We start from the raw sequence: 25230 nt of genomic DNA on the forward strand, positions 1-25230 counted from the left end.
CCGCCTCCTAATCTAATTTTTCAAGCTCGGCAACCATTTCCATCATTGCCTGCTTTGAAGGGTGTTCTTCGTTAAGCACTTCTTTTACATGCCTTAATAACTTGCTGCGCTCTTGAAATTTTTGAAATAGTAATAGCTTTTCTTCATACTCCTCAAGCATAGCTTCCGTACGTTTGATGTTATCATAGACGGCCTGACGGCTTACATCGTACTCTTCAGCGATTTCTCCAAGTGAGTAATCATCTAAATAATAGAGAGACATATAGCTTTGCTGCTTTGGTGTTAACAACGAATAATAGAAATCGTAGAGATAATTCATTCGCGTTGTTTTTTCAAGCATGCGTATACCTCCCTTGTTAAGTGAAAAGCCTTTACAAATGTAGTTTACACAGACATATACAGTCTGTCAAGAAAATATCTTTACATCAATTTACAGCATTATCCACTTGATCAGCGAATAAACCATAAACGTATTGCTCTGCGTTAAATTCCTGAAGATCATCCATTTTTTCACCAAGGCCCACGTACTTTACAGGAATCTTCAATTCATTTCGAATGGCTAATACAATACCGCCCTTTGCTGTCCCATCCAACTTTGAAAGAACAATCCCGCTCACATTCGTTACCTCTTTAAAGGTTTTTGCCTGAATGAGTGCATTTTGACCTGTGGTTGCATCTAAAACAAGCAGGACTTCGTGTGGTGCACCTGGTACCTCCCGTTCGATTACCCGTTTGACCTTTTCAAGTTCCTTCATCAGGTTAACTTTATTTTGTAATCGTCCAGCTGTATCACAAATTAAAATATCCACTTTCCTTGACTTAGCAGCCTTAATCGCATCAAACATTACCGCAGCCGGATCAGAACCTTCTGCCTGTTTAATAACGTCAACGCCGACTCTTTCTCCCCATACCTCTAACTGTTCAATCGCACCAGCACGGAAAGTATCACCAGCGGCTAATAGAACTGATTTCCCTTCACTTTTAAACTTATGACCAAGTTTTCCGATTGTCGTTGTTTTTCCAACACCATTAACACCAACAAATAAGATAACAGTAAGCCCATCCTCTTGAATATTCAATTTGGATGATTGCTCCTCACCAGAATTGTAAATTTCGACTAACTTCTCCGAAATAACACTTTGAACTTCCCCTGGGTCTTGTATATTTTGGCGTTTGACTTCCATTTTCAACTCTTCAATTAGTTTCATGACTGTATCGAAGCCTACATCTGCTTGTATTAAGATTTCTTCTAATTCCTCGAAGAAATCTTCATCCACTTTGCGGTACCTTGCAACAAGGTCATTTACTTTTCCTGAGAAGTTATTTCTTGTTTTCGAAAGACCATCTTTAAATTTCTCTGTAACACTCTCCGTTTGTTTCGTGATTTTGTCTTTTAATTTTTTAAAAAAACTCACTATCTTCACTTCCTATCCTTTAAGTTTCAACAAGTTCCTTCGTATCCTCAAGTCGGACAGAAACAAGCTTTGAGACACCTGATTCCTGCATGGTTACACCGTATAGAACATCTGCTTCTTCCATTGTTCCTTTTCTGTGAGTGATGACAATAAACTGAGTTTCTGCACTAAAACTCTTTAAATATTGACTGAATCGAAAAACGTTTGCTTCATCAAGGGCTGCTTCAACCTCGTCTAGGATACAAAATGGAACTGGGCGCACTTTTAAAATCGAAAATAGCAGAGCAATCGCTGTTAATGCTCTCTCCCCGCCAGATAATAATCCAAGATTTTGCAGTTTTTTACCAGGCGGCTGTGCAACAATTTCTACTCCCGTATTTAATAAATCCTCCGGCTGTGTAAGTTTCAAGTCCGCTCTTCCGCCGCCAAATAATGCGCGGAACACAGGTTCAAAATGCTCTCGAATTCCAGTAAAGGTCTGCTCAAAACGTTTTTTCATTTCTATATCCATTTCGTCAATAACCTGATAGAGCGTATCCTTCGCCTCTTGAAGGTCGTTCTTTTGTTCATTCAAAAATTCATATCGTTCCGAAACTCTCTCGTATTCTTCAATGGCACCAATATTCACACTGCCGAGTTCATCAATCGCCAGTTTTATCAGCTTTACTTTTTTTCTAGCTTCATCTACTGGCAGTATTAGTGGATATTGTTCCTTTGCACCCTCAAAGGAAAGTAAATATTCTTCTCTTAGATGTGCCAGTTTGTTTTCAAGTTCAACGTCTAAACGATTAAGCTTTACTTCTTCATCTTTTAAAACTTCAACCATACCCTTATGAAGTCTCTTAATTTCCTTTGCTTCGAGCTCAGCATCTTCTAGGGCTGAAAGCAACTGGAGACGGTCCTGCCTTTTTGAAGAAATAAGGGCAATCGTTTGTTCCTTATCCTGCTGTTTCCGTTTTGCGGCAGCTTCCAGCTGTTCTTCCCCGGAAGAACTGCCTTCCATCTCGGAGGTTAGCAGCATTAAATCCTCTGTATAAAGAGCCAGCCTTTCTTCACTTTCGTTTAAATCTTCGACTATCAAAGCTAATCGTTCTTTTGTATTTACAAATTGCTCATTCTTAGCTGCATACTCGACCTTTAAATCAGTTATTTCCTTTGTTAGTGTTTCTTTCGAAGAGATATCATTTGTTTTTTGTTCTGTTAGTTTTGTAATTTGTTTATCTAAAATTTCTATCTTACTTTTAAAGCTAGTCATTTCTTCATAGAGATCACTTTTACGTTTGTTTAAGGTTTTCTGTTCCTCTGTAAATTGGCCTTTTTCAAGATCATACATCGCCAAGCGATTATTAATATTCTTTGCCTCGAAATCAGCTTCCCTTTGATCACCCTTTAACGTCTGTTCCTCTTGTCTTAATTCTTCTCCAAACTTTCGCATGGACTCTAGCTCTTGTTCATGTGATTTAATATCATGTTTTAAAGACTTAACAAGGTTTTCTAAACTAGAGGTTTTATCTGTCATTACGATAAGCTTTACTTTCAACTCTTCAAGCTCACCTTTTCTTGTCAATAATGAGCTGGTTTTTTGCTTTTGTGCCCCGCCAGTCATTGAGCCGCCGGGGTTGACAATATCTCCCTCTAATGTCACTAGTCGACACCGATATTGGAGGATTTTGGCCAGTTCGTTCGCACCCTTTAAATCTTTCGTAATGACAACATTACCTAAAAGATTACTGATAACCTCTGTATATTTTGGATCGAAGCTTACTAAATCGACCGCGCTTCCCACTAATGAAGGATGGTTTTGAATAGAGTGTAGTTGTGAGGACGACAACACTCTGCCCTTTATAACGCTTAATGGTAAAAAAGTAGCCCTGCCGAATGAATTTTGTTTTAAGAAAGTAATAGCCATACGGGCATTTTGTTCCGTATCAACGACGATATGCTGCAAAGCCCCGCCTAATGCTGTTTCAAGTGCAGTCTCATATTCTTTTGGCACTTTTACTAGCTCAGCTACAGCTCCTTCAATCCCTTGAAGCTTATTCCCTCGGGCTTTTAGTACTTCTTTTACCCCTTGAAAGAAACCTGAATAATCTTCTTCCATCTCCTCAAGCATTTCTTTCCGTGATTTTGCCTGTTGAAGAATTTGATAGGCTTGATACAAGGTCTTTTCCTGCTTCTGATAATTGTTTTGAGCATTTTCAAGTTTCCGTTGCTTCTCCCTGAAACTCGTAACTTGATTTGATAGTTTGCTTTGTACTTCATCTAGTGCTGATTGAATTTGTAACCTCTTCGTTTGAGCAAGTTGTCTTTCCTCAATGAATTTGACATTTTCAGAGTCAAGGCGATTGCTCTTTATTTCCTGCTGGTCAAGCTGCTGGTCAATGTATTTTAGCTCGTTTTTCGCTCCAGCTTGGTCATTTAAAAGTTCAATATATTCACTTTTTAAGGATTCAATTTTTTCATCAATATTTTCCGTGAATAAAGCTAATTTTTCCTGTTTTTCTTTTAACTGATTTTGAAGAAAATTCACTTGTTGTGTCAGCTTTTTAACTAGTTCATCCTGTATATCTCTATTACTTTTTAATTGAAAGATTTTATCCGTAAGTTCAGAAATACTTTTTTCAAGCTGAGCTCTATTTTGAGAGGCATTTTTCTTACGTTCTTTTAATACCTCTTTCCTGCCTTCTAGTTTTTCTAATTCTTCACTAGCATGGAGGAGAACATTTTGCAAATCAGTAATTGACTCATCAAGCGCAGCTATTTGATTCCTTGTTTCTTCTATTTTTGCTTCCTTTATTTGTAACTTGGACGAAAGCCTAATTTCTTCTTGCTGGTGTTCTTCTAGCTGAGTTGTAAACGTAGTCCACTTTTGATGTAAATCTTCAATATCGTAAACCGTTAAGGCTACTTCAATTTTTTCAAGCTCTTCTTTTTTCTCTAAGTAATCCTTTGCCATTGAAGCCTGTATCTTTAATGGTTCAACTTGTCCTTCAAGTTCGTGTAGGATATCATTAACTCGATTCAAATTATCCTGTGTTTCTATTAGTTTAGATTCTGCTTTTTTCTTACGATTTTTATATTTTAAAACACCTGCAGCTTCTTCAAAGATCGTTCTTCGGTCCTCAGCCTTACTGTTGAGAATTTCTTCTACCTTCCCTTGGCTGATAATCGAGAACGCTTCTCTGCCAAGACCCGAGTCCATAAACAAATCAACGATATCCTTTAATCTGCAAGGTTGTTTATTAATTAAATATTCACTATCCCCAGAACGGGTGACCCTCCTTGTTACACTCACTTCGTTGTAATCAATCGATAATCCTTCGTCTTGATTATCAAGAGTAAGGGTCACTTCCGCATAATTTAACGGCTTTCTTGTATCGCTTCCCGCAAAAATGATATCTTCCATTTTAGAGCCTCTAAGTGATTTAGCAGATTGCTCACCCAATACCCAGCGAATTGCATCTGTTATATTACTTTTCCCACTTCCGTTTGGACCAACTACAGCAGTGACTCCTTGAACAAAGTCCACCCCAATACGATCTGCAAAAGATTTAAAGCCAATGATGTCCAACCGTTTTAAAAACATATCCTTATCCTCCCTAAAGCTTGGCCGGAATCTTCCTTAGCATTCTTATGTTGTTTAACTATGATGTTTTTGCTTCAAAACCTCCAACGCCATTTGGGCGGCATGCTGTTCTGCTTCTTTTTTTGATTTACCTGTACCGATACCTAATTCTTCACCATTTAACGAAACTCTTGAAACAAATTCTTTACTGTGGGCAGGACCTTTTTCAATTAATACTTTATATTCAATCACACCTGTCCCATCTCTCTGGATTAATTCCTGAAGCTGGCTCTTAAAATCCATCACATGAGAAAAAGCACCCTCATTAATTTTAGGGAAAACCACTTTGTCTAGAAATTCAATTACTACCTCAAGTCCCTTATCCAGGTATAACGCACCAATAAATGCTTCAAATACATCAGCTAATAGTGCAGGACGTTCCCTTCCCCCAGTCATTTCTTCTCCTTTTCCCAACAAAATTAATTTGCCGAAGCAAAGTTCGTTTGCCAAGATTACTAGCGAAGGCTCACATACGATAGCTGCACGGAGCTTTGTTAGCTCCCCTTCACTCATCATTGGATATTTCTGGAACAGGAATTTCGACACAGTGAGTTCTAGTACAGCGTCACCTAAAAATTCAAGCCTCTCGTTATCTTCATAAGGCTTTCTGCGATGCTCATTCACATAGGATGAATGAGTAAAAGCTTGTTTTAAAAGCTTTTCATTTTCAAAATGAATACCGATCTTGTCCTGAAAATCCTTAAATTGATTTTCTTTTGCGCGATTGTTCATTTCTTTTTCCTTACCTTTTCTGCGCATTAAAGTCTCCACCTTGCATATTTTTTACACACATACCTATCAATAGTTTAAGTAATCTCCAGTCAAAACGCAAAGAAACTTGGCAGTAATTTCAGGAACTACCAAGTTCTATAATACAGAAAGAAGCTCCGTTTGAAAACGGAGCTTTTGAAAGAAATCCAACGAATTAATTCTTACTATTTATGTAAGTAACAGCATCACCAACTGTGCTGATTTTTTCAGCATCATCGTCAGAAATTTCCATATCAAACTCATCTTCTAATTCCATAACTAGTTCAACTACGTCAAGGGAATCAGCACCAAGATCATCTTTGAATGAAGCTTCAAGCTTAACTTGTGATTCATCTACACCTAAACGGTCAACGATGATTTTTGTAACACGTTCTAATACCTCTGCCATTGTAGTTCACCTCCCCTCAAGCTATTATAGAGTATTTCAATAAAATAATAAACGTATTAAAAAATAATTTTACATCACCATTCCGCCATTTACATGAATCGTTTGACCTGTTATATAGGATGCTTCCTCAGAAGCTAGGAAAGCTGTCATTTTCGCAATGTCCTTAGGTTCTCCTAAACGGGCTAATGGAATTTGTTTTAACATTTCTACTTTGACTTCTTCCGTTAATTTATCGGTCATATCGGTGGTGATAAATCCTGGCGCAATAGCATTAACGGTAATATTACGGGAGGCAAGCTCTTTCGCAGTAGTTTTCGTTAAGCCAATCACACCGGCTTTTGCTGACACATAGTTAGCTTGTCCTGGATTACCACTTACACCAACAACTGAAGTGATATTAATGATACGTCCCACACGCTGCTTCATCATTTGGCGGGTAACGCCTTTTGTACAAAGAAAAACGCCTTTAAGATTGATGTTAATCACATCATCCCACTCGTCTTCTTTCATTCTCATTAGTAAATTATCTTTTGTAATACCCGCATTATTAACAAGTATATCCAATTTACCAAATCGATCTACTGTCTCTTTAACCATAGTGGACACTTCTTCACTATTGGATACATCACATTTAATCGCAAATGCTTCTCTCCCAATGGCTTTTATTTCATCTACCACTTCATTCGCTTTTCCTTCACTGCCAGCATAGTTGACTGCGACATTTGCTCCCTGTCTTGCAAGCTCGAGGGCAATTTCTCTTCCTATTCCTCTGGATGCCCCCGTTACTAAGGCAACTTTGCCTGCTAAAGTCATAGATTTTCCTCCTTCAATGCCTCGATTACAGATTGACAGCTTTCCTCATCAGATATCGAGTACGTTTTAACACTGCGGTTGATCTTTTTAATTAACCCTGAAAGTACTTTCCCAGGACCAATTTCAATAAATGTATCAACACCTAAATCAATCATTTTCACAACAGAATCTTCCCATAACACAGGTGAGTATAGCTGCTCAATTAAATTTTTCTTAATTTCTGATGCTGAAGTCATTGGATTTGCTGAAACATTCGCAATCACAGGAACATGCGCATCCTTCATATCAAGACCATCTAAAACATCTCGCAATTCTCCAGCAGCAGGTTTCATTAATGAAGAATGAAATGGACCGCTGACTTCCAAGGGAATCGCTCTTTTTGCACCGGCTTCTTTCGCTTTTACCCCTGCAAGCTCAACACCCTTTCGAGATCCTGAGATAACAATTTGACCTGGACAATTCAAGTTCGCCAGAGAAACTGGGAAGCCAGAGTCACTTACTTCAGCTGTTACTTCTGAAAGAGGTTCACGGGCAAGTCCTAAAATAGCGGCCATCGAACCTTCACCATTTGGAACTGCACCCTCCATAAATTCTCCTCTTTTTCTCACTGCAAAGACGCCATCCTCAAAGGTTAGTGCACCAGCTGCTACAAGGGCTGAATATTCACCCAGACTATGTCCAGCTACGTAATCAGGCTTAATTGCAGATTTTTGAAATCTTTCTAGAATAGCCATACTTGTTGTTAATAGGGCTGGCTGTGTATTCACGGTTTTGGTCAATTCTTCTTGAGGTCCCTCAAATATAAGTTTACTTAAATCAACCGAGAGTGTTTCGTCTGCTTTTTTAAAATATTGCATTACCTCAGGAAACTGCTCAGCAAGCTGCTGTCCCATCCCAACTATTTGTGAGCCTTGCCCTGGAAATACAAATGCTATTTTTCCCATATGTGCACCCCTTCCTACACTTCTGAATTAGATATCTTCTCATTTTCAATAGTCTTTTTAATGAGCCCGACAACATCCTTTTCAACCATTTCTCTTGTTTGACGAATCGCGCTAAAGATTGCTTGTCCGTTTGAAGAGCCATGGGCTTTGATGACCGGTGCCTTTAAGCCAAAAAGACCCGCACCGCCATACTCAGAATAGTCTAATGTGTTTTTTAAGATTTTGAATTCAGGTTTTAATACCGCGGCAGCAAGTTTACTTTTCATACTGCTCATTAACGTAGTTTTTAGCATTTTAAACATAGATAGCGCTGTACCCTCAACGGTTTTTAACACCATATTACCAGTGAACCCATCCGTCACAACGACATCCGCTGCGCCATCAAGCAAATCCCTGGCTTCTACATTTCCAATAAAATTAATATTTGCCTTTTTCAAAAGTTCAAATGCTGCTTTTGTTAGGTCATTCCCTTTCTTTTCTTCCGTCCCGATATTTAGTAGACCCACCCGAGGGTTAGCTGTTCCTCTAACTTTTTCACAATAGATGGAACCCATTATGGCATATTGAAGCAAATGCTCAGGCTTGGCGTCTACATTTGCCCCGACATCCAATAATAGGAATCCTTCTCCGCCAATTGTTGGTAAAGTAGGTGTTAAGGCAGGCCGTTCTATCCCCTCAATCCTGCCTACAACAAACAATCCTGCAGCCATTAATGCACCTGTATTTCCTGCCGATATACAAGCATCTGCATTTCCATCCGCTACTTGCTGTGCAGCCAATACCAAAGAGGCCGTTTTTTTGCGGCGAACAGCTCTCACAGGCTCGTCCGTTCCTAGAATAACCTCCGTTGTATGTAAAATGTTAATCCGTTCCGAATTTGTTAAGTATTCTTTAATTTTGACTTCATCCCCAACAAGGGTTATATATATATCTGAAAATGTTTCTACAGCTTTCATTGCACCGATTACGATTTCTTTAGGAGCATGGTCGCCACCCATTGCATCGATAGCTAACTTCATCTTTTCTCATCCTTTAATGATTTTTCTGAACGGTACATTTCAAATTCGCCTTTAAAAACATGCTCGTTATTTACAAAACTTGTCACTTCGACAATTGTCCTGCCGATGCCGTCATCTATTTTAATTACTTTTGCTTTGGCAATCACTCGTTCACCTTGTTTAACTGACCGTTTAAATTGTATGTTTGCCTTTGCTGTTAACGCCAATTCATCATTAATGACCGCTGTAGCAAGAGAATTTGCCTGTGCGAAAACATGATGGCCTCTGGCTATCTGGTTTCGAATAAAGACATGCTCCTCTTTCACATCGAGTATCGAAATGGCACTCTGATCTAAATCAATATCAATAATTTCACCAATTACTTCCTCTATCGGCAGAGACCGAACTTCATCTTCAAATTTTTTCTCTGCAACATATTTTATCCTTTCCCGCAATTCAGGAATAGATAATTCCAATCGATCAAGGCGAATGGTTTGCACACTGACTTGAAATTTATCTGCAAGGTCTTCATCAGTAATAAATGGATTTTCCTTAATGGTCTCTTTTAACATCTGCTGACGTTCTTTTTTTGTTCTTCTCATCAATACACACCGTCCGAGCTATTATGACTAGGTACTAATAGTAGTATAAAATTAGAAAAAGCAGATTGCAAGAATAAGTTTACATTCTTACAATCTGCCTGATAGGATTATTTAGTTAATCTAATTTTTCGCCTTCTAAAACACCTGTATTATCTAGCTGATTTCTAAGATATTCATATTCTTTATCATTCCAGAATGTCTTAGACTGTATCATTAGAGAAGCGTCATTTCTAGCTGTTTCAAGTGCACGGTAATCGTGAACCATATCTGCCAGTTTAAATTCTGGTACACCACTCTGTTTTTTTCCAAAGAAATCACCTGGTCCACGTAATTCAAGGTCCTTTTCACTTAAAACGAATCCATCATTGGTATCGGTCATAATTCTCATTCTCTCCTGACCTACTTCGGACTTTGGATCAGCTAACAAGATACAATAGGATTGGTCACTGCCTCTTCCTACTCTTCCTCGGAGCTGATGGAGTTGTGATAGACCAAATCTCTCTGCATCATAGATAACCATCATTGTTGCATTAGGGACATTGACTCCCACTTCTACCACTGTTGTTGATACCAGCAATTGTACCTCATTGGTACTAAATGCCTTCATAATCGTATCTTTTTCTTCCGAGCTTAACCGTCCATGCATAAGTCCAACCTTATAACGATTTTGAAAGTGATGGGTTAAAGTAGTATGGACGTCAATCGCATTTTGGACATCCAGCTTGTCTGATTCTTCAATTAACGGGCAAATCACATAAGCCTGATGCCCTTTTACCAGTTCCTTTTCCACAAAAGAAAGGACCCTTCCAAGCATATCCGGTTTTGCCCAGTAGGTTTCGATTGCTTTACGCCCTGCAGGCATTTCATCAATGACCGATACATCCATCTCACCAAATACGGTAATGGCAAGCGTTCTTGGTATTGGAGTGGCCGTCATGAACAGAACATCAGGATTTTCTCCTTTTTCCCGTAATACTCTTCGTTGTTCAACACCAAAGCGGTGCTGTTCATCGGTAATCACAAACCCTAATTTCTTAAAGGATACCTCATCCTGAATAAGAGCATGTGTCCCAATTAAAATATTTACTTTTCCTTCAGCTAAGTTTTGAAGAATTTCTCTTCTCCGTTTTCCTTTAACAGAACTCGTTAATAATTCACATTTAAGTCCAAAAGGTTCTAATAATCCCTTTAGAGATTCAGCGTGCTGTTCAGCTAAAATTTCAGTTGGAACCATTAATGCACCTTGGTAACCTGCTGTAAAACTAGCATATAACCCAATGGCTGCCACTACCGTTTTTCCTGAGCCCACGTCACCCTGCAGAAGGCGATTCATTCTAAGAGGTGATTTTAGATCTGTTAATATCTCCGTTACAACGCGATTCTGCGCATTCGTCAACGGAAAAGGCAGCGATTTAATAAATTCCTCAACCTTTGTCACATGATAGTTTTGTTCGATTCCTGGTGCATGCTCCCGTTCAAATTTACGTAATGCCTGCATTTTTAGCTGAAATAGTAAAAATTCTTCATAAACTAAACGACGGCGTGCTTGTTTTACGTCCTCTTGGTTAACTGGAAAATGCATGGCTTTCATTGCATCACTGCGGTTAGGCAAACGGTACTTTTTAACGAGGGAGTATGGCAGACTTTCTCCAATATATTTGCCAAATTGTTGAAAGGCAATCGAAATAAATTTCCGCATTCCTTTTGTCGTAATTTTCCCTTTAAGTGAGTAGACAGGCTCAAAATCTTGTATTTTTGCATTTTGTCCGACCTGCATTTCATTAGCAGTTATCGTTTGACGATGGGCGTCCCATTTACCTGTAACAGTAATCGTTTCATTCATGATTATTTTACTTTTTAGGTACGGCTGGTTAAAAAATACAACTTTAATAAGATATTGCCCGACAAACATTCGGATCATCAGCTTCGATTTCTTCCGGCCAAAATATGTAAGAGAAGGCTCACTATGAACCTTCCCTTCAACTGTAATTTTTTCTTCATGCTGAACTTCAGTTAGGTCACGAAGTCGGTAATCTTCATAACGGTATGGAAAATACTCTAATAAATCCTGAACGGTAAATATTCTCATTTCCGCTAAACTCTCAGCTGTTTCTTCCCCAATACCTTTTATTTCTGTAACTGATTGTTTAAGATAATGATTCACTTTAAACGCGCGGAATACCGAAGATCTTGGCTTCGAGTTCACGACCTGTCGGAGTTGCCGCCAACCCTCCCTGTGCAGTTTCTTTTAAAGCTGTCGGCATCGTTAGACCTATTTTATACATGGCGTCTATGACTTCATCACATGGAATCCTGCTTGTAATCCCTGCTAATGCCATATCCGCCGCAACCATTGCATTTGCGGCTCCCATTGCATTTCTTTTAACACATGGTACTTCCACCAAACCGGCGACAGGATCACATACCAGTCCGAGCATGTTTTTTAATGTAATCGCCATTGCTTCTGCGCATTGCTCTGGTGAACCTCCTGCCATCTCTACAATAGCTGCCGCAGCCATTCCTGAAGCTGAACCAACTTCCGCTTGACAGCCGCCAGCAGCACCTGAAATCGAAGCATTATTAGCAACGACAAAGCCAAAAGCTCCCGCCGTGAAAAGAAAAGAAATCATTTCCTCTCTAGTTGGATTTAGTTTTTCTTTCACTGCAAATAATGTCCCAGGCACAACTCCTGCAGAACCTGCAGTCGGTGTAGCACAAATCGTTCCCATCGCTGCATTGACTTCATTCGTTGCGACCGCTTTGCTCACTGCGTCAAGGACGGTTTTGCCAGACAGGAAGTTACCTTTTTCAATATATTTCTGCATAAGGACAGCATCGCCGCCAGTTAACCCCGAATGTGATTTTACTCCATTCATACCACGCTCAACCGCTTCCTCCATGACCTTTAAATTTCTATCCATAAAGGCAAATACTTCTTCCCGGCTGCGTCCGGTGACATCCATTTCCTGCTCAATCATAATTTCTGAGATTTTTTTATTTTTGCTAATGGCAAGCTCTACTAACTCTGCAACATTACGAAACAATTGCCTTCCCCCTTGATGTTTCTAGTTTATTTAGTCCACTATCTTAGTAACTTTTAGTATATTTGGCAGTTGTTCTAGTTCATGAAGGATTTTATCTTCGATGTTTTGGTCAACTTCAATGGTCATAAGCGCAAGCTTTCCTGCTTCTTTTCTTGCAACTTCCATATGCCCAATATTGATTTCGTATTTTGCCAGTACATTTGATACACTGGCAATTGCACCAAAACGATCATTATGAACCACTAAAATGGCTGGATGGTTTCCTGATAATTTAAGTTCAAAACCATTTAACTCTGTCACTTCTATTTTTCCCCCGCCAATTGAAATTCCAACTAGCTCTAATTCACCTTTATCATCGCCAATAATCACTCTGGCGGTATTTGGGTGGTCAGTAATAGCGTCCTCTTCTATAAAACGGAGTTTGATGCCCCGTTCCTTCGCTATATCTATTGCATTTATGATTCTAACGTCATCTGTATCAAAATCTAACAAGCCACCAACAATCGCAACATCTGTCCCATGACCTTTATATGTTTTAGCAAATGAGCCATATAAAGAAATATTTGCCCATTTTGGTTCCCTGCCAAATAAACTCCTAGCGACTCTGCCAATTCTCGCAGCCCCAGCAGTATGTGAGCTGGATGGGCCAATCATTACAGGTCCGATTATGTCAAAAACACTTCTATATTTCATTCGTTTCTCCCCCTAGGACAAATAAATCTCTTTGGTATCCATCTATATTTATAACACAGAAAAAAGAAAATAGAAGGGTTATTTCCCCTTCTATTTTATCACTTATTCTATTGCAAAGATAAATGAATATAATGGTTGTTTTCCATCATGAAGTTCAACTTCAACATCCTCGAAATGCGCGCGGGCAAACGTTACAAGTTCATTTACCTCATCCTCGGTAACATCTTCACCATATATAATGGTTAATATTTCCGAATCCTCATCCAGCATCTTAGAAAGCAATTCTTGTGCAACTTTCCCTTTATCTTTGTTTTTTACAACTATTTTGCCTTCAGCAATTCCCATGAAATCATCTTTCTCAATTTCTAATCCATCGATTTGGGTATCGCGAACGGCAAAAGTAATTTGACCCGTCTTTACATGCTGCATTGCTTCGGTCATCGATGCTTCATTTGTTTCAACATCTCCAGCTGGATTAAACGCTAAAAGAGCAGAGAGACCTTGAGGAACAGTTTTAGACGGGATTACATAGATTTCTTCATCTGATACTTCAGCAGCTTGCTGAGCAGCCATAATGATATTTTTATTATTTGGAAGAATAAATACCTTTTTTGCATTCACCTCTTTAACAGCCTTAACAATATCCTCTGTACTTGGATTCATTGTTTGTCCGCCCTCAATAACTGCGTGTGCACCGATACTCTTAAATAACTCGGCAATCCCAGAACCCATTGAAACTGTAACAATTCCATACTCCTGCTGTTCTTTATGTGCCTGTGGTTTATCAGAAACTAAAGGCGTGTGCATTTCTCCAACAATATTTAAATGCTGCTGCCTCATGTTTTCAATTTTGATATTGATAAGACTTCCGTACTTTTGTCCGTAGCTAAGGCAATTACCAGGCTGTTCAGAATGAATATGTACCTTTACAACCTCTTCATCAGCGATAACTAATAAGGAATCACCAAGCTTACTAAGATCATTACGGTAAACCTGTTCATCAAAAGGATGCTTTGCCAGCTTAGCCTCTTCAAACTTCACCATGAATTCTGTACAATATCCGAAAACAATATCTTCTGTATTCATATGACTTTGGACACTTTTATGATGTTCAGCATTGACCATATCATCCATCGAAGGGTAGTTTTCAGGTGAATCCGGAAGCTGCTCACCTTTTAATTCAGCAAGAAATCCTTCATAAACGAACACAAGCCCTTGCCCGCCGCTGTCAACTACTCCAACTTCCTTTAAAACAGGAAGCAGGTCAGGTGTGCGCTTAAGTGATGCTTTTGCCTCTTTTAAAACTTCTTCCATAATCTCGATAATATCGTTAGATTTTTGGGAAGCAAGAACACCTCTTTTTGCTGAATCCTTTGCAACCGTTAAAATCGTACCTTCCACCGGCTTCATTACTGCTTTATAGGCAGTTTCCACACCTGACTCCAAAGCCGATGCGAATTCTTTTCCAGTGATTGCTGCTTTTGTTTCAATTGCTTTAGAAAATCCACGGAATAATTGGGAAAGGATTACCCCGGAGTTACCTCTAGCACCCATAAGTAACCCCTTTGATAAAGCTAGTCCAACTTTTCCAATATGTTCCTGAACATTATTTTTTACTTCCTTTGCCCCTGAGGTCATTGATAAATTCATATTCGTTCCAGTATCACCATCGGGCACAGGAAAAACGTTTAACGCATCAACCATTTTTGCGTTGGCTCCTAAATGATTCGCACCTTGAATCACCATTTCTGCAAAACGTTTTCCGTCTAAAGCTGTAATAGACACAAACTTTCCTCCTCTACTTGCGGTTCGTTACACCACTTAAGGGTTCGTTACACGAACTCCCTGAACGTAAATATTTACCGAGTCAACGGCAAGTCCAACGGTCTTATCAAGTGTGTATTTCACCTTTGATTGCACGTTATGAGCAACCTCGGAAATCTTTGTTCCATAGCTGACAATTATATACATATCAATATGTACTTCTTCATTCTCTTGGCGAACAATAACTCCACGAGTAAAATTTTCTCTTCTTAAAATTTCTGTAAGACCGTCTTTTATCTGACTTTTTGATGCCATACCGACAATTCCATAACAATCGATAGCGGCACCTCCAGCGATGGTGGCGATTACTTCATTTGAAATATCAATTTGTCCGAACTTAGTTTTTAATTCGATGGACATGAATCGTTCCCCCTTTTGGAAATTGCTCCTTGACTAAAGTCATTTTACTATAGTCAAGAAAAATATGAAAGCGATACTTAATTCTTATTGACTACATAATCAATAATCATGCATGTCAAGGTATTTTTCTTGAAACGTTTATTAATCACTATTGCATTCAAACAGGTTGTATGATAAATTATTAAAGTATCTTTAGACAATAACGTAAATGCTGTATAAAGCTTTTGGTAATAAGGAGGGAATCATTTATGCCACGTAAATGTGTTGTAACTGGTAGAAAAACAACATCTGGTAATACACGTTCACACGCTATGAACGCTAACAAGCGTACATGGGGTGCTAACCTACAAAAAGTACGTATTCTTGTTGATGGAAAGCCTAAACGTGTTTGGGTTTCTACAAGAGCGTTAAGATCTGGTAAAGTAGAACGCGTATAATATGTGAGGGCATCCTAATTAGGGTGCCCTTTCTTACTATATTACCCTTCTTTCCCCCAAAATAAAAAAGCACCCACAAATAGGTGCTTAGACTTTCTTCTATTCATTCTTTTTAAATGCACCAATCATCGCTCGGACAAGTCCACCTAAAAACTTTGGCAGTTTAATTGTATAAAACTTCATTATGTCCCTCCTCACAATCTCACACATCTAAACTTCTCTCGTACGCCTTTTCTATTTTATTCATACGGACGAAATCAGTACCTCTTTATTAGCTATTAATCATTACTTCTTATCACTAATAATATGCCTTCTGAAAATGAAAAAGTACCATTATCACTAATAAGTTCATTACTAATACATAATGTTGAGCCGATGGTAATATGACGATCTTTTAATGGATACTTAAATCCTTCCAGAGTGAGCCCTTTCACGTTAAGGGTTAGAGGAACAAAAGAAACATACTTTTTATCTGCCCTCTTTCTCATTTTATAACTACCAGGGCCTTTTAATGATAGGATATTTTGATTATCGATAAGAAAAATTTCTACATGATTATCTTCCAATAAAGGCTTGACCAATAATTGGACATTCGCTAAGAAATGGTCCAGTCTGCCGCCGCTGCCACCAAAGATTCTGATTAAATCAGGCTTTTGTTTAATTGCCCAATTTAAAGCGAGCTCCATATCTGTTTCATTTTTTTCAGGCTTATACCTTTTCATAGCCTTTACATGTTTTTCGATAACCTTATATTCTTCATTGGTTACAGAATCAAAGTCGCCAAAAGCGATTTTCGGGGTAATATTCATATTAAGTAGGCTGTAAACCCCTCGATCAACACCAACCCAAACTTCATAATCACCTAAATATTCCTTCAAATTAGGCAATAGTTCAGTAGGTCCCCCGGCTAAGATATTTATATGCACGCAAACTAACCCCCTTTTTACTACAAAAAAAGCCAGCAATATAGCCGGCTTGTACTGTTTAACCTCTTATTAACGATATGGCAGCTGCGTAGTCCTCTTGATTATAAATAGCCGATCCCGCGACTAGAACGTTTGCCCCAGCCTCCATACATTGTTTTGCAGTTTCAGGATTTACCCCGCCGTCAATTTCTATCTCAAGTTCTTTCCCTATTGAATTCGCCATTTCCTTAACTTTCCTAATTTTAGGCAGGACTTCAGGTATAAACTTTTGACCGCCAAAACCTGGATTTACGGACATTAAAAGCACCATATCAATATCTGCTAAAATATGCTGAATAGACTCAACTGGAGTAGCTGGATTTAAGACTACTCCTGCTTTTATTCCAAAAGATTTAATATGGTGAATGGTCCGATGAAGGTGTCGGCAAGCTTCAACATGGACTGTAATGTAATCTGCTCCTGCCTTAGCAAAATTTTCAATAAATTGGTCAGGATTTTCAATCATAAGATGAACATCTAGCGGAAGCTTTGTTATCGGACGAATTGCCTCCACAATTAATGGCCCTATCGTAATATTTGGAACAAAATGACCATCCATAACATCGATATGGATATAGTCAGCTCCTGCTTTTTCAACGGCGACTATTTCTTCACCTAATCTGGCAAAATCAGCAGAAAGGATGGAAGGTGCTATTTTCACCATCATTAATACCTCGGCTTTCTTTCTTTTATTTCTTGTAGGAAATCAACATAATGTTGATAGCGATATTGAGTAATCTTTTTGGCTTCAACCGCTGCTTTCACTGCACATTTCGGCTCACTGATATGTAAACAGGCTCGAAATTTACAATTTTCGCTTTCTCGTGCTATTTCAGGAAAGCAATACGCTAGCTCTTCTGCCTCAATCGTAGTGAATTCCAAAGAACTAAATCCAGGTGTGTCAGCAATTAGACCATTACCCACACTAATTAATTCAACATGTCGCGTTGTATGCTTCCCTCTGCCTAAATGGGAGGAAATATCATTTGTTTTTAGTTCAAGATCTGGCCGCAGCACATTTAATAAAGATGACTTTCCCACCCCTGATTGACCTGCAAACACTGATATTTTATTTTCGACATGCGGGTTTAACCCTTCAATCCCTGCTTCTGTTTCAGATGAAGTAAGTAATACTTCATATCCCATTTTTCTGTATTGATCAGCATATTCGGTAATAGCCTGCTTTTCCTTCTCATTAGTTAAATCCATTTTTGTAATACATATAAGTGGTTGAATATGATTATATTCAACCAGGACAAGAAAGCGATCAAGTAGCACGGTACTAAAGTCCGGTTCAACAGCGGAAAAAACTAGAATGGCTTGGTCGACGTTCGCAATAGGCGGACGAACTAGTTCATTCTTCCTTTCCTTAACTTCCATAATATAACCTTCACGATCATTTTCAGCTTGAAAAACCACTTCATCGCCAACAAGTGGTGTAATTTTATTTTTTCGAAAAACACCTCTTCCGCGGCACTGAGTCATTTCTCCATCATGTAGTACATAATAAAACCCACTTAATGCTTTTACAATTTTTCCTTCAGGCATAGCCACACTCCTTGCCTTTTATCATAAGCCATTGATTATAACGATTAATCTTTCGGGTACTCTACAGTCTTATCATATATAACCGTATCATCTCTATAAACTTTATATCCTGCATCGCCATCAAATGGAACTAAGAGCTCTATTGTTTTATGAGTTGTTGCAAAAATTGGAAAAGTATCTGCTGGAGTAATCATACTTCGATTAACATCTTCAATGTAAATAATAACCTTTTGTTCTTGACCTGGTACCGTTCCTGTATACTCAATCAGAATATCAACTGGAACATTTTTAGGTGGTTTCTCTTCTTTTCCTTTTGAAATAATCACTGAAACTGTGTCACCCTTTTTCATCTCTGTTCCCGAAGGTGGTGACTGTGATATTATATTGCCAGCTGGAATGGTATCATCATACTTTTCCTCAGTGGCATTAAGCGTAAGACCGACAGAATCAACATAATCCTGTGCACCTTTTACATTAGACTGCGTTAAATCTCTTAAGATTATTTTCTCCGGTCCCTTGCTAACTTCAAATTCTAGGATGGTATCTTCTGGGACTATTTCTTCGCCGCTTCCAGGTTTTTGACTTAGGATTGTACCCTTGTCACTGTCGTCGAATACCTCATTTATTTTGATATCCTTAAAGTCTTGGTTATCTAATATCCGCATCACATCTTCATAATTGCGGCCTGTATAATCCGGTAATTCGAATTTTTCTTTACCAATACTAATGTATATATTAATTGCAGTATCTTCTTTAACGGTACTTCCTTCTTCGGGATTCGTTTTTATTACTATTCCCTCTTCAATTTCTTCATGGGTACTCTCTATTTTTTCATCCACCTGTAGACCAGTAGATTCTATTTTCACAATTGCCTCTTCTAACTCCAAACCACTAACATCAGGGATTGTAACATCTTTAGGAGAAATTAGTCCTGGTAATACTAGAAAAGTAAATAACCCTAATAATGATAACACTAAGAAAGTTGAGATTAGAATTATTGGCCACTTTTTACGTTTTTTCTGCTCTTTACCTTTTGAAGCGACATCATTACCTTTGATTTTATCCTGACTATGTACCATTGTTTCACCAAGATTTTGCAGAGGACGATCATTGGTAATCACCGGTATAGCTTTTGTCGCTTCATCATCAACCGGGATGACAAATTTCAGTTCATTTAATCTCTCAGAATCGAGTGCTGTCCTTAAATCTTCTTCCATTTCATCGACATTGTTATAACGATGAAATGAATCCTTAGCCGTTGCCTTCAAGACAATATTTTCAACACTTTGAGGAATGTTCGGGTTCCACCTTCTTACGGATGGAGTTTCCGATTGCAAATGCTTTAAGGCAATGGAAACAGCAGATTCGCCTGAAAAGGGCAGTCTGCCTGTTAACAATTCAAACATGACGATTCCAAGTGAATAAACATCTGATTTTTTATTTGCCATACCGCCGCGTGCCTGTTCAGGTGATAAATAGTGAACGGATCCCAGAACTGAATTCGTTTGGGTAATACTTGTTGCACTTAGCGCCATTGCAATTCCAAAATCAGTTATTTTTACATTTCCAAAACGGTCAACGAGGATATTTTGAGGCTTGATATCCCTGTGGATAATATGGTTTTGGTGCGCATGGGAAATAGCAGAAGTCAACTGTTTCATGATTTCAATTGTATCTTCTACCTGTAATGGTGAACTCTGTTGTATGTATTGTTTTAATGTTTGCCCCTCGACATATTCCATTACAATATAATAAAGATCATTTTCTTCTCCAACATCATAGATACTTACGATATTTGGATGAGCTAAACTTGTAGCAGATTGGGCTTCTCTTCGGAACCGGCGTATAAATTCTTCATCATTAGCAAAATCAAGACGCAGCATTTTGACAGCCACATCACGATCAAGAATCATGTCGTGGGCTAAATACACATTCGCCATCCCGCCTCCGCCAATCATTTCTAATACTTTATAGCGGCCACTTAATCGTTTTCCAATCAACATTATGCATCACCCTCGCTGAAATCAGCAAACTCAACAATCGCAAGTGTAATGTTATCCTCTCCGCCATTTTCATTTGCAATTGAAATAAGGGTGCCCGCTTTATGCTCCAAAGGTTCTTCATTAGTCAGAATAGCACTCATTTCTTTTTCATTAACCTTATTGGAAAGACCATCAGAACATAATAAGAGGATATCACCTTCTTCAAAAATAATGGTTTTAATATCCATTTCTACTGCTTTTTCCGTACCAAGAGCACGTAAAAGTACATTTTTACGGGGATGATGCTCTGCGTCTTCCCGCGATATTTGTCCTGTTCGAACAAGCTCATTTACTAGAGAATGATCTTCAGTAACCTGTTTAAACCCACTCTCATTCAGTAAATAACATCTGCTGTCACCTATGTTTGCAATGGTCACAAATCGATTGGTACTAATTGCTGCAACAACAGTAGTACCCATACCATCACATTCTAAGTTGCTCATTGCATGATTAAAAAGCGAGCTATTTACATTTGTAATTTGGCTTCTTAACCAACTTTCTGCATCTCCAGCAGTCAATATACCATTTGAATTCTCCCATTCGTTTTTCAACAGAGAAATCGTCATTTCGCTGGCAACGTCACCAGCACGGTGACCCCCCATCCCATCTGCGACAATGGCAAGGCGGTTACCGTCCATATTTTCAAATATTCCACCAGCATCTTCGTTATGTTGCCTGACCCTGCCTTGGTCAGTCATAAAAACAGCTTTCAAACCGTTCACCTCGTCTCCTCTTTCCGCTCCTTTGCACGAAGTTGTCCACATGCTGCGTCAATGTCGTGACCTTGCTCCCTGCGAATCGTTACATTTATCCCACGATTTTTGAGTGTTTTTTCAAATGCAAAAATTTTATCCTTCGGAGTACGTACGTAGTCCCGCTCGGGAACGTAATTAACAGGAATTAGATTAACATGGCATTTTAACCCCTTCAATAGGTCAGCTAATTCTTCAGCATGTTCAACAGAATCATTTACACCGCCAAAAAGGCCATATTCAAAGCTAATTCTCCGCCCCGTCTTATCGATATAATACCTTACAGATTTCATTAAGTCATCAAGTTTATATGCCCTGTTGATCGGCATTAAACGGGATCTTAATTCAGTGTTAGGCGCATGCAATGAAATCGCAAAATTAATCTGCATATTTTCATCAGCAAATTGATAAATCTTCGGAACAATACCGCTAGTGGATACGGTTATATGGCGTGCACCAATCATCAGTGCTTTATCATGATTAATGATTTTTAGAAACGCCATCATATTATCATAATTGTCAAAGGGTTCTCCAATTCCCATAATGACAACCGAGCTGACACGCTCATCTGTTTCGTCAAGTGCTTGCTGTACGGTTACGACCTGAGCAACAATTTCACCTGCTTCTAAATGACGCTTAAGCCCGCCAAGGGTTGAAGCACAGAAGGTACACCCAATCCTGCAGCCAACCTGGGTTGTTACACAGACTGAATTACCATAATCATGTCGCATTAAAACAGTCTCAATTGAGTATCCATCGTGAAGTTCAAATAGAAATTTAATGGTCCCGTCAGAAGAAGATTGCTTAATAACGGTTTTTAATGTCGTGATCTGAAAATTCTCCGAGAGCTTATCACGTAAACTTTTTGATAAATTATTCATGTCTTCAAACAAAGAAACTCTTTTTTTGTACAGCCAGTCATAGATTTGTTCTGCACGGAAAGGCTTTTCACCATTATTAGTCAGCCATTCCTTGAGTTCATGAAGCTGCAGGGAATAAATCGACGTTTTTTTCATGTCCAATGTTGTATTGTTCTCAGTTGTATTTAATTGTTCCAACTGTTACACCTTCTTTCTTAAGCATGCGATAAAGAACCCGTCAGAGCCAAAATCCTGAGGAAGGATTTGTAAAAAACCTTCTGTTACCAATGGTTGGATGGCCTCCGGCATTCTTTCTTTTAAGGTAACATCCACCTCAAATTCAGGATGCTCCTGTAAAAATGTAAAAACAGTATTTTCATTTTCTTCCTTATCTACTGTACACGTACTATAGACAAGAATTCCACCTTTTTTGACTAAAGGTGACACAGATTTTAATAAATTTTGCTGAATCGTACTTAATTGATTAAGATCCTGTTCTTTTTTTGTATACTTCATGTCCGGTTTTCTTCTCATAACCCCTAATCCAGAACATGGGGCATCAAGAAGTATTCGATCAAAGTATTCTTTTTCGAAATGTTCTCCCGCATTTCGCGAGTCCATTGCGATTGTCCTTATATTGCCCAAACCTAACCGTTTAGCATTTTCATTAATTAATTTTACTTTGTGTTCATGTAAATCGAGCGAGATTACTCCCCCCGTGAGTTTCATTGTTTCTGCAATATGTGTACTTTTTCCGCCAGGAGCAGCGCAAGCATCCAATATCAGTTCGTTTTCATTGGGAGCTAATGCATAGGCTGCGAGCATTGAACTTTCGTCTTGAATGGTGATCATGCCTTTTTTAAATGCCCTTGAAAAGGCTAAATTTCCTCTTAATGCCCGAATAGCTTCAGGTATAATAGGGCTTTTTTCGATTTGAAAGCCTTCTTCATCAAGATCCTCAATACATTCACGTATAGTGGTTTTAGTTAGATTCACTCTTGCTGTTTGCAGGGGAGCAGTTAAGTTGACCTCACACATTCCTTTTGTTCTTTCCATACCAAACTGATTGACCCATCTCTTAACGAGCCATTCCGGGTGGCTTGTTTCGATTGATAATCTTTCAATTGGGTCACTTACCACATCCAAAGATGGAAGGCCTTCACGCTGAATACTGCGCAGGACTCCATTTACCATTCCAGCAATACCCTTGTGGCCTCGCTTTTTGGCTATTTCCACTGCTTCAAATATAGCTGCTCTATCTGGGATTTTATCAAGGTATACCATTTGATAAAGGGTAATCCTTAACAGCTGAAGCACCCATTTTTCCAACTTTTTACTGTTTTTAATAAAGGGCTTTAAAAAGAAGTCTAGTGCCATCCTTCTTTGTAAAGTTCCATAAGTTAACTCAGTCAGCAGCCCTGTATCCAGAGGGGAAATATTGTTTTTTTCAATAGTAGTATTAAGAAGTAAGTTACTATATGATTGGTTTTTTTCAATCGCATCAAGTAAATCCATTGCGGCTTCCCGCACATTTTTCTTTTTATTCGTCATTTGATTCTCCTAGTCTCTTGCCCACTATGATTTTCGATCCTGCACCTCTGTAAAATTCTTCACTCGTCATTTTTGTTTTACCAGCAGGCTGCAGCTCTTTAATCTTAATAGCACTTTCATTACCGGTTGATACCGTAATACCATCAGGAGCATTTTGTATAATAGTCCCAGGCACCTCATTCTTTACCCCTGTTACCTTTTCACAGCGCCATAGCTTCAATGTTTGACCATCGAGAGTTGTAAAAGCAACCGGCCATGGATTTAATCCGCGAATATGATTATAGATTTCTTCACCCGTTTTGGACCAGTCGATTTTTTCTTGATCCCTTTTTATGTTATAAGCGAATGTAGCTTTTTCATTATTTTGAGGGACAGGTGTTAATTTTCCTTCTAATAGCTTAGGAAGTGTTTCTGACAATAATGCAGCCCCTGCAACACTAAGTTTAGTATGAAGGGAACCAACATTATCTTCCTCGGTAATTTCCACTTCGACCTGCGTTAATATATCTCCAGCATCCAGTTTTTCAACCATATACATAATCGTTATCCCCGTTTTCTTCTTGCCTTGGATAAGTGCGTAATGTATAGGCGCTCCGCCCCGAAGTTCCGGCAGAAGAGAGGCATGGACATTAATACAGCCATGTGTTGGTGCTTCTAATATTTCCTTTGGCAATATTTGTCCAAAAGCCGCTGTAATGATAAGGTCAGGATTCAAAGAAAAAATCTTTTCTATTTCCTCTTTTTGACGGATTTTTTCAGGTTGATAGACCGGGATTCCATGCTTTAACGCTTCGACCTTGACAGGCGGTGGTGTCAGAACTTTTTTTCTGCCAACCGGTCTGTCGGGCTGAGTAACCACACCAATAACCTCATAACCATCTTCAATAACTCTACGCAGGACGGGTACTGAAAAATCCGGGGTTCCCATAAACACGATTCTCGTCATTCAATTTCTACTCCTTTTAACTCATCTTCCTCGAGATATCGGCTAACCTTCGTCGTAAATAATATCCCGTCCAAATGATCAATTTCATGAAGTATCGCTCTAGCGAGAAATTCTTCTGCTTCGAGCGTGTACTTTTTTCCTTTGCGATTATAGGCCTCAATCTTCACATAATTTGGTCTTGTAACCTCTCCAAACAAATCTGGGAAGCTTAAACATCCTTCTGGGCCATTTTGCTCTCCAGATGTTTTTAAAATTTGAGGATTAATCAGCTCAATTGTTCCTAATTCATTATCAATATCAACGATGGCAATTCTTTCATCTATTCCAATTTGCGGAGCAGCAAGTCCAACACCATCGTATTCAATCATCGTGTCGTACATATCATCAAGTAATTTAGCAAGCTTTCTGTCAAACTTCACAACAGGTCTGCATTTTTTTTCGAGTACCTCTGCAGGGTACATAACAATCTTTTGTATAGCCAAAGGTGTTCCTCCATCTGTATCGAAGTTGTCCGATTTTTTTATCTGTTACAATTAATTACTATTCATTTTCACCCAAAATACTTGATCATAACCTTTTATATCAACGATATTTACGTATCTTATTTTAATGCTGTGTTAAATTAGGCTGTTGATTTGTGCTCCAGGCGCTT

General features: G+C 38.7%; 25 protein-coding genes. 1 reads left to right on the top strand and 24 read right to left on the bottom strand.

All coding sequences use genetic code 11. From position 1 onward, the window contains the following. Positions 1 to 7: 7 nt before the first annotated feature. The 14 genes from CHI06_RS06850 to CHI06_RS06915 all read right to left on the bottom strand — a co-directional run bounded on the left by CHI06_RS06850 (position 8) and on the right by CHI06_RS06915 (position 15477). Positions 8 to 340, bottom strand: coding sequence for a putative DNA-binding protein (locus tag CHI06_RS06850; protein ID WP_095247680.1), 333 nt, complete (start codon positions 338 to 340; stop codon positions 8 to 10). Between the two features lie 85 nt (positions 341 to 425). Then, positions 426 to 1415, bottom strand: coding sequence for a signal recognition particle-docking protein FtsY (gene ftsY / locus CHI06_RS06855; protein WP_095247681.1), 990 nt, complete (start codon positions 1413 to 1415; stop codon positions 426 to 428). Between the two features lie 19 nt (positions 1416 to 1434). After that, positions 1435 to 5001 (bottom strand): chromosome segregation protein SMC, encoded by a 3567-nt coding sequence (smc, locus tag CHI06_RS06860; RefSeq protein ID WP_095247682.1) that lies wholly within the window; start codon positions 4999 to 5001, stop codon positions 1435 to 1437. Between the two features lie 54 nt (positions 5002 to 5055). Continuing rightward, complete coding sequence (rnc, locus tag CHI06_RS06865; RefSeq protein ID WP_095247683.1) at positions 5056 to 5799, bottom strand: ribonuclease III; 744 nt, start codon at positions 5797 to 5799, stop codon at positions 5056 to 5058. Positions 5800 to 5965: 166 nt separating this feature from the next. Next, positions 5966 to 6199: an acyl carrier protein gene (locus tag CHI06_RS06870; RefSeq protein ID WP_095247684.1), complete on the bottom strand. Its 234-nt coding sequence runs from the start codon at positions 6197 to 6199 to the stop codon at positions 5966 to 5968. A gap of 69 nt (positions 6200 to 6268) precedes the next feature. Then, the gene (gene fabG / locus CHI06_RS06875) at positions 6269 to 7012 is read right to left on the bottom strand and encodes a 3-oxoacyl-[acyl-carrier-protein] reductase (RefSeq protein ID WP_095247685.1); all 744 of its coding nucleotides are present in this window, start codon (positions 7010 to 7012) and stop codon (positions 6269 to 6271) included. Further along, positions 7009 to 7956, bottom strand: coding sequence for an ACP S-malonyltransferase (gene fabD, locus CHI06_RS06880; protein WP_095247686.1), 948 nt, complete (start codon positions 7954 to 7956; stop codon positions 7009 to 7011). Before fabD ends, fabG begins: the two co-directional genes overlap by 4 nt. Positions 7957 to 7970: 14 nt before the next feature. Then, positions 7971 to 8975, bottom strand: coding sequence for a phosphate acyltransferase PlsX (plsX, locus tag CHI06_RS06885; protein ID WP_095247687.1), 1005 nt, complete (start codon positions 8973 to 8975; stop codon positions 7971 to 7973). After that, positions 8972 to 9556: a transcription factor FapR gene (gene fapR / locus CHI06_RS06890; RefSeq protein WP_095247688.1), complete on the bottom strand. Its 585-nt coding sequence runs from the start codon at positions 9554 to 9556 to the stop codon at positions 8972 to 8974. The genes plsX and fapR overlap by 4 nt, the downstream gene beginning before the upstream one ends. A 115-nt stretch (positions 9557 to 9671) precedes the next feature. Next, positions 9672 to 11720 (bottom strand): ATP-dependent DNA helicase RecG, encoded by a 2049-nt coding sequence (gene recG, locus CHI06_RS06895; RefSeq protein WP_095247699.1) that lies wholly within the window; start codon positions 11718 to 11720, stop codon positions 9672 to 9674. 1 nt (position 11721) lies between these two features. Further along, positions 11722 to 12600 carry an L-serine ammonia-lyase, iron-sulfur-dependent, subunit alpha gene (gene sdaAA, locus CHI06_RS06900; protein WP_095247689.1) on the bottom strand — a complete coding sequence of 293 codons (879 nt, stop codon included), beginning with the start codon at positions 12598 to 12600 and terminating at the stop codon, positions 11722 to 11724. A 30-nt stretch (positions 12601 to 12630) separates the two neighbouring features. Further along, positions 12631 to 13293: an L-serine ammonia-lyase, iron-sulfur-dependent subunit beta gene (gene sdaAB, locus CHI06_RS06905; protein ID WP_095247690.1), complete on the bottom strand. Its 663-nt coding sequence runs from the start codon at positions 13291 to 13293 to the stop codon at positions 12631 to 12633. Between the two features lie 102 nt (positions 13294 to 13395). Then, positions 13396 to 15078 carry a DAK2 domain-containing protein gene (locus tag CHI06_RS06910; protein ID WP_095247691.1) on the bottom strand — a complete coding sequence of 561 codons (1683 nt, stop codon included), beginning with the start codon at positions 15076 to 15078 and terminating at the stop codon, positions 13396 to 13398. 36 nt (positions 15079 to 15114) lie between these two features. Next, on the bottom strand, positions 15115 to 15477 hold the full coding sequence (locus tag CHI06_RS06915) for an Asp23/Gls24 family envelope stress response protein (protein ID WP_063251637.1): 363 nt from the start codon (positions 15475 to 15477) through the stop codon (positions 15115 to 15117). A gap of 248 nt (positions 15478 to 15725) precedes the next feature. Between CHI06_RS06915 and rpmB the strand changes: the two genes are divergently transcribed. Beyond that, on the top strand, positions 15726 to 15914 hold the full coding sequence (gene rpmB / locus CHI06_RS06920) for a 50S ribosomal protein L28 (RefSeq protein WP_095247692.1): 189 nt from the start codon (positions 15726 to 15728) through the stop codon (positions 15912 to 15914). Positions 15915 to 16013: 99 nt separating this feature from the next. On the opposite strand, the gene spoVM is transcribed toward rpmB, so the two are convergent. From spoVM to def, 10 genes are all read right to left on the bottom strand, one after another. Beyond that, the gene (gene spoVM / locus CHI06_RS06925) at positions 16014 to 16097 is read right to left on the bottom strand and encodes a stage V sporulation protein SpoVM (RefSeq protein WP_035445740.1); all 84 of its coding nucleotides are present in this window, start codon (positions 16095 to 16097) and stop codon (positions 16014 to 16016) included. Positions 16098 to 16192: 95 nt separating this feature from the next. Then, complete coding sequence (locus CHI06_RS06930) at positions 16193 to 16840, bottom strand: thiamine diphosphokinase (protein ID WP_095247693.1); 648 nt, start codon at positions 16838 to 16840, stop codon at positions 16193 to 16195. Positions 16841 to 16898: 58 nt separating this feature from the next. Beyond that, positions 16899 to 17543, bottom strand: coding sequence for a ribulose-phosphate 3-epimerase (gene rpe, locus CHI06_RS06935; RefSeq protein ID WP_095247700.1), 645 nt, complete (start codon positions 17541 to 17543; stop codon positions 16899 to 16901). A gap of 2 nt (positions 17544 to 17545) precedes the next feature. After that, positions 17546 to 18427 carry a ribosome small subunit-dependent GTPase A gene (rsgA, locus tag CHI06_RS06940; protein WP_095247694.1) on the bottom strand — a complete coding sequence of 294 codons (882 nt, stop codon included), beginning with the start codon at positions 18425 to 18427 and terminating at the stop codon, positions 17546 to 17548. 44 nt (positions 18428 to 18471) lie between these two features. Next, a complete protein-coding gene (pknB, locus tag CHI06_RS06945) occupies positions 18472 to 20430 on the bottom strand; it encodes a Stk1 family PASTA domain-containing Ser/Thr kinase (protein ID WP_095247695.1) in 1959 nt (652 codons plus the stop codon). Further along, on the bottom strand, positions 20430 to 21182 hold the full coding sequence (locus tag CHI06_RS06950; RefSeq protein WP_095247701.1) for a Stp1/IreP family PP2C-type Ser/Thr phosphatase: 753 nt from the start codon (positions 21180 to 21182) through the stop codon (positions 20430 to 20432). Before CHI06_RS06950 ends, pknB begins: the two co-directional genes overlap by 1 nt. Positions 21183 to 21187: 5 nt before the next feature. Further along, positions 21188 to 22279 carry a 23S rRNA (adenine(2503)-C(2))-methyltransferase RlmN gene (gene rlmN / locus CHI06_RS06955; RefSeq protein WP_373558139.1) on the bottom strand — a complete coding sequence of 364 codons (1092 nt, stop codon included), beginning with the start codon at positions 22277 to 22279 and terminating at the stop codon, positions 21188 to 21190. A gap of 3 nt (positions 22280 to 22282) precedes the next feature. Then, the gene (gene rsmB, locus CHI06_RS06960; protein ID WP_095247696.1) at positions 22283 to 23632 is read right to left on the bottom strand and encodes a 16S rRNA (cytosine(967)-C(5))-methyltransferase RsmB; all 1350 of its coding nucleotides are present in this window, start codon (positions 23630 to 23632) and stop codon (positions 22283 to 22285) included. Continuing rightward, positions 23622 to 24578, bottom strand: coding sequence for a methionyl-tRNA formyltransferase (fmt, locus tag CHI06_RS06965; protein ID WP_095247697.1), 957 nt, complete (start codon positions 24576 to 24578; stop codon positions 23622 to 23624). Before fmt ends, rsmB begins: the two co-directional genes overlap by 11 nt. Continuing rightward, positions 24575 to 25060 carry a peptide deformylase gene (def, locus tag CHI06_RS06970; RefSeq protein ID WP_095247698.1) on the bottom strand — a complete coding sequence of 162 codons (486 nt, stop codon included), beginning with the start codon at positions 25058 to 25060 and terminating at the stop codon, positions 24575 to 24577. The genes fmt and def overlap by 4 nt, the downstream gene beginning before the upstream one ends. Between the last annotated feature and the right edge of the window lie 170 nt (positions 25061 to 25230).

Source organism: Bacillus sp. 7884-1 (genome assembly GCF_002272245.1).
Taxonomy (GTDB): Bacteria; Bacillota; Bacilli; order Bacillales; family Cytobacillaceae; genus Neobacillus.

What these genes read in the sequence shown, in the direction of transcription:
- rpmB (WP_095247692.1), top strand. Translation starts at nt 15,726, where the DNA reads ATGCCACGTAAATGTGTTGTAACTGGTAGAAAAACAACATCTGGTAAT.
- rnc (WP_095247683.1), bottom strand. Translation starts at nt 5,799, where the DNA reads ATGCGCAGAAAAGGTAAGGAAAAAGAAATGAACAATCGCGCAAAAGAA.
- smc (WP_095247682.1), bottom strand. Translation starts at nt 5,001, where the DNA reads ATGTTTTTAAAACGGTTGGACATCATTGGCTTTAAATCTTTTGCAGAT.
- fabG (WP_095247685.1), bottom strand. Translation starts at nt 7,012, where the DNA reads ATGACTTTAGCAGGCAAAGTTGCCTTAGTAACGGGGGCATCCAGAGGA.
- plsX (WP_095247687.1), bottom strand. Translation starts at nt 8,975, where the DNA reads ATGAAGTTAGCTATCGATGCAATGGGTGGCGACCATGCTCCTAAAGAA.
- spoVM (WP_035445740.1), bottom strand. Translation starts at nt 16,097, where the DNA reads ATGAAGTTTTATACAATTAAACTGCCAAAGTTTTTAGGTGGACTTGTC.
- rsgA (WP_095247694.1), bottom strand. Translation starts at nt 18,427, where the DNA reads ATGCCTGAAGGAAAAATTGTAAAAGCATTAAGTGGGTTTTATTATGTA.
- fabD (WP_095247686.1), bottom strand. Translation starts at nt 7,956, where the DNA reads ATGGGAAAAATAGCATTTGTATTTCCAGGGCAAGGCTCACAAATAGTT.
- fmt (WP_095247697.1), bottom strand. Translation starts at nt 24,578, where the DNA reads ATGACGAGAATCGTGTTTATGGGAACCCCGGATTTTTCAGTACCCGTC.
- rpe (WP_095247700.1), bottom strand. Translation starts at nt 17,543, where the DNA reads ATGGTGAAAATAGCACCTTCCATCCTTTCTGCTGATTTTGCCAGATTA.
- CHI06_RS06870 (WP_095247684.1), bottom strand. Translation starts at nt 6,199, where the DNA reads ATGGCAGAGGTATTAGAACGTGTTACAAAAATCATCGTTGACCGTTTA.
- CHI06_RS06850 (WP_095247680.1), bottom strand. Translation starts at nt 340, where the DNA reads ATGCTTGAAAAAACAACGCGAATGAATTATCTCTACGATTTCTATTAT.
- pknB (WP_095247695.1), bottom strand. Translation starts at nt 20,430, where the DNA reads ATGTTGATTGGAAAACGATTAAGTGGCCGCTATAAAGTATTAGAAATG.
- fapR (WP_095247688.1), bottom strand. Translation starts at nt 9,556, where the DNA reads ATGAGAAGAACAAAAAAAGAACGTCAGCAGATGTTAAAAGAGACCATT.
- sdaAB (WP_095247690.1), bottom strand. Translation starts at nt 13,293, where the DNA reads ATGAAATATAGAAGTGTTTTTGACATAATCGGACCTGTAATGATTGGC.
- rsmB (WP_095247696.1), bottom strand. Translation starts at nt 23,632, where the DNA reads ATGACGAATAAAAAGAAAAATGTGCGGGAAGCCGCAATGGATTTACTT.
- CHI06_RS06915 (WP_063251637.1), bottom strand. Translation starts at nt 15,477, where the DNA reads ATGTCCATCGAATTAAAAACTAAGTTCGGACAAATTGATATTTCAAAT.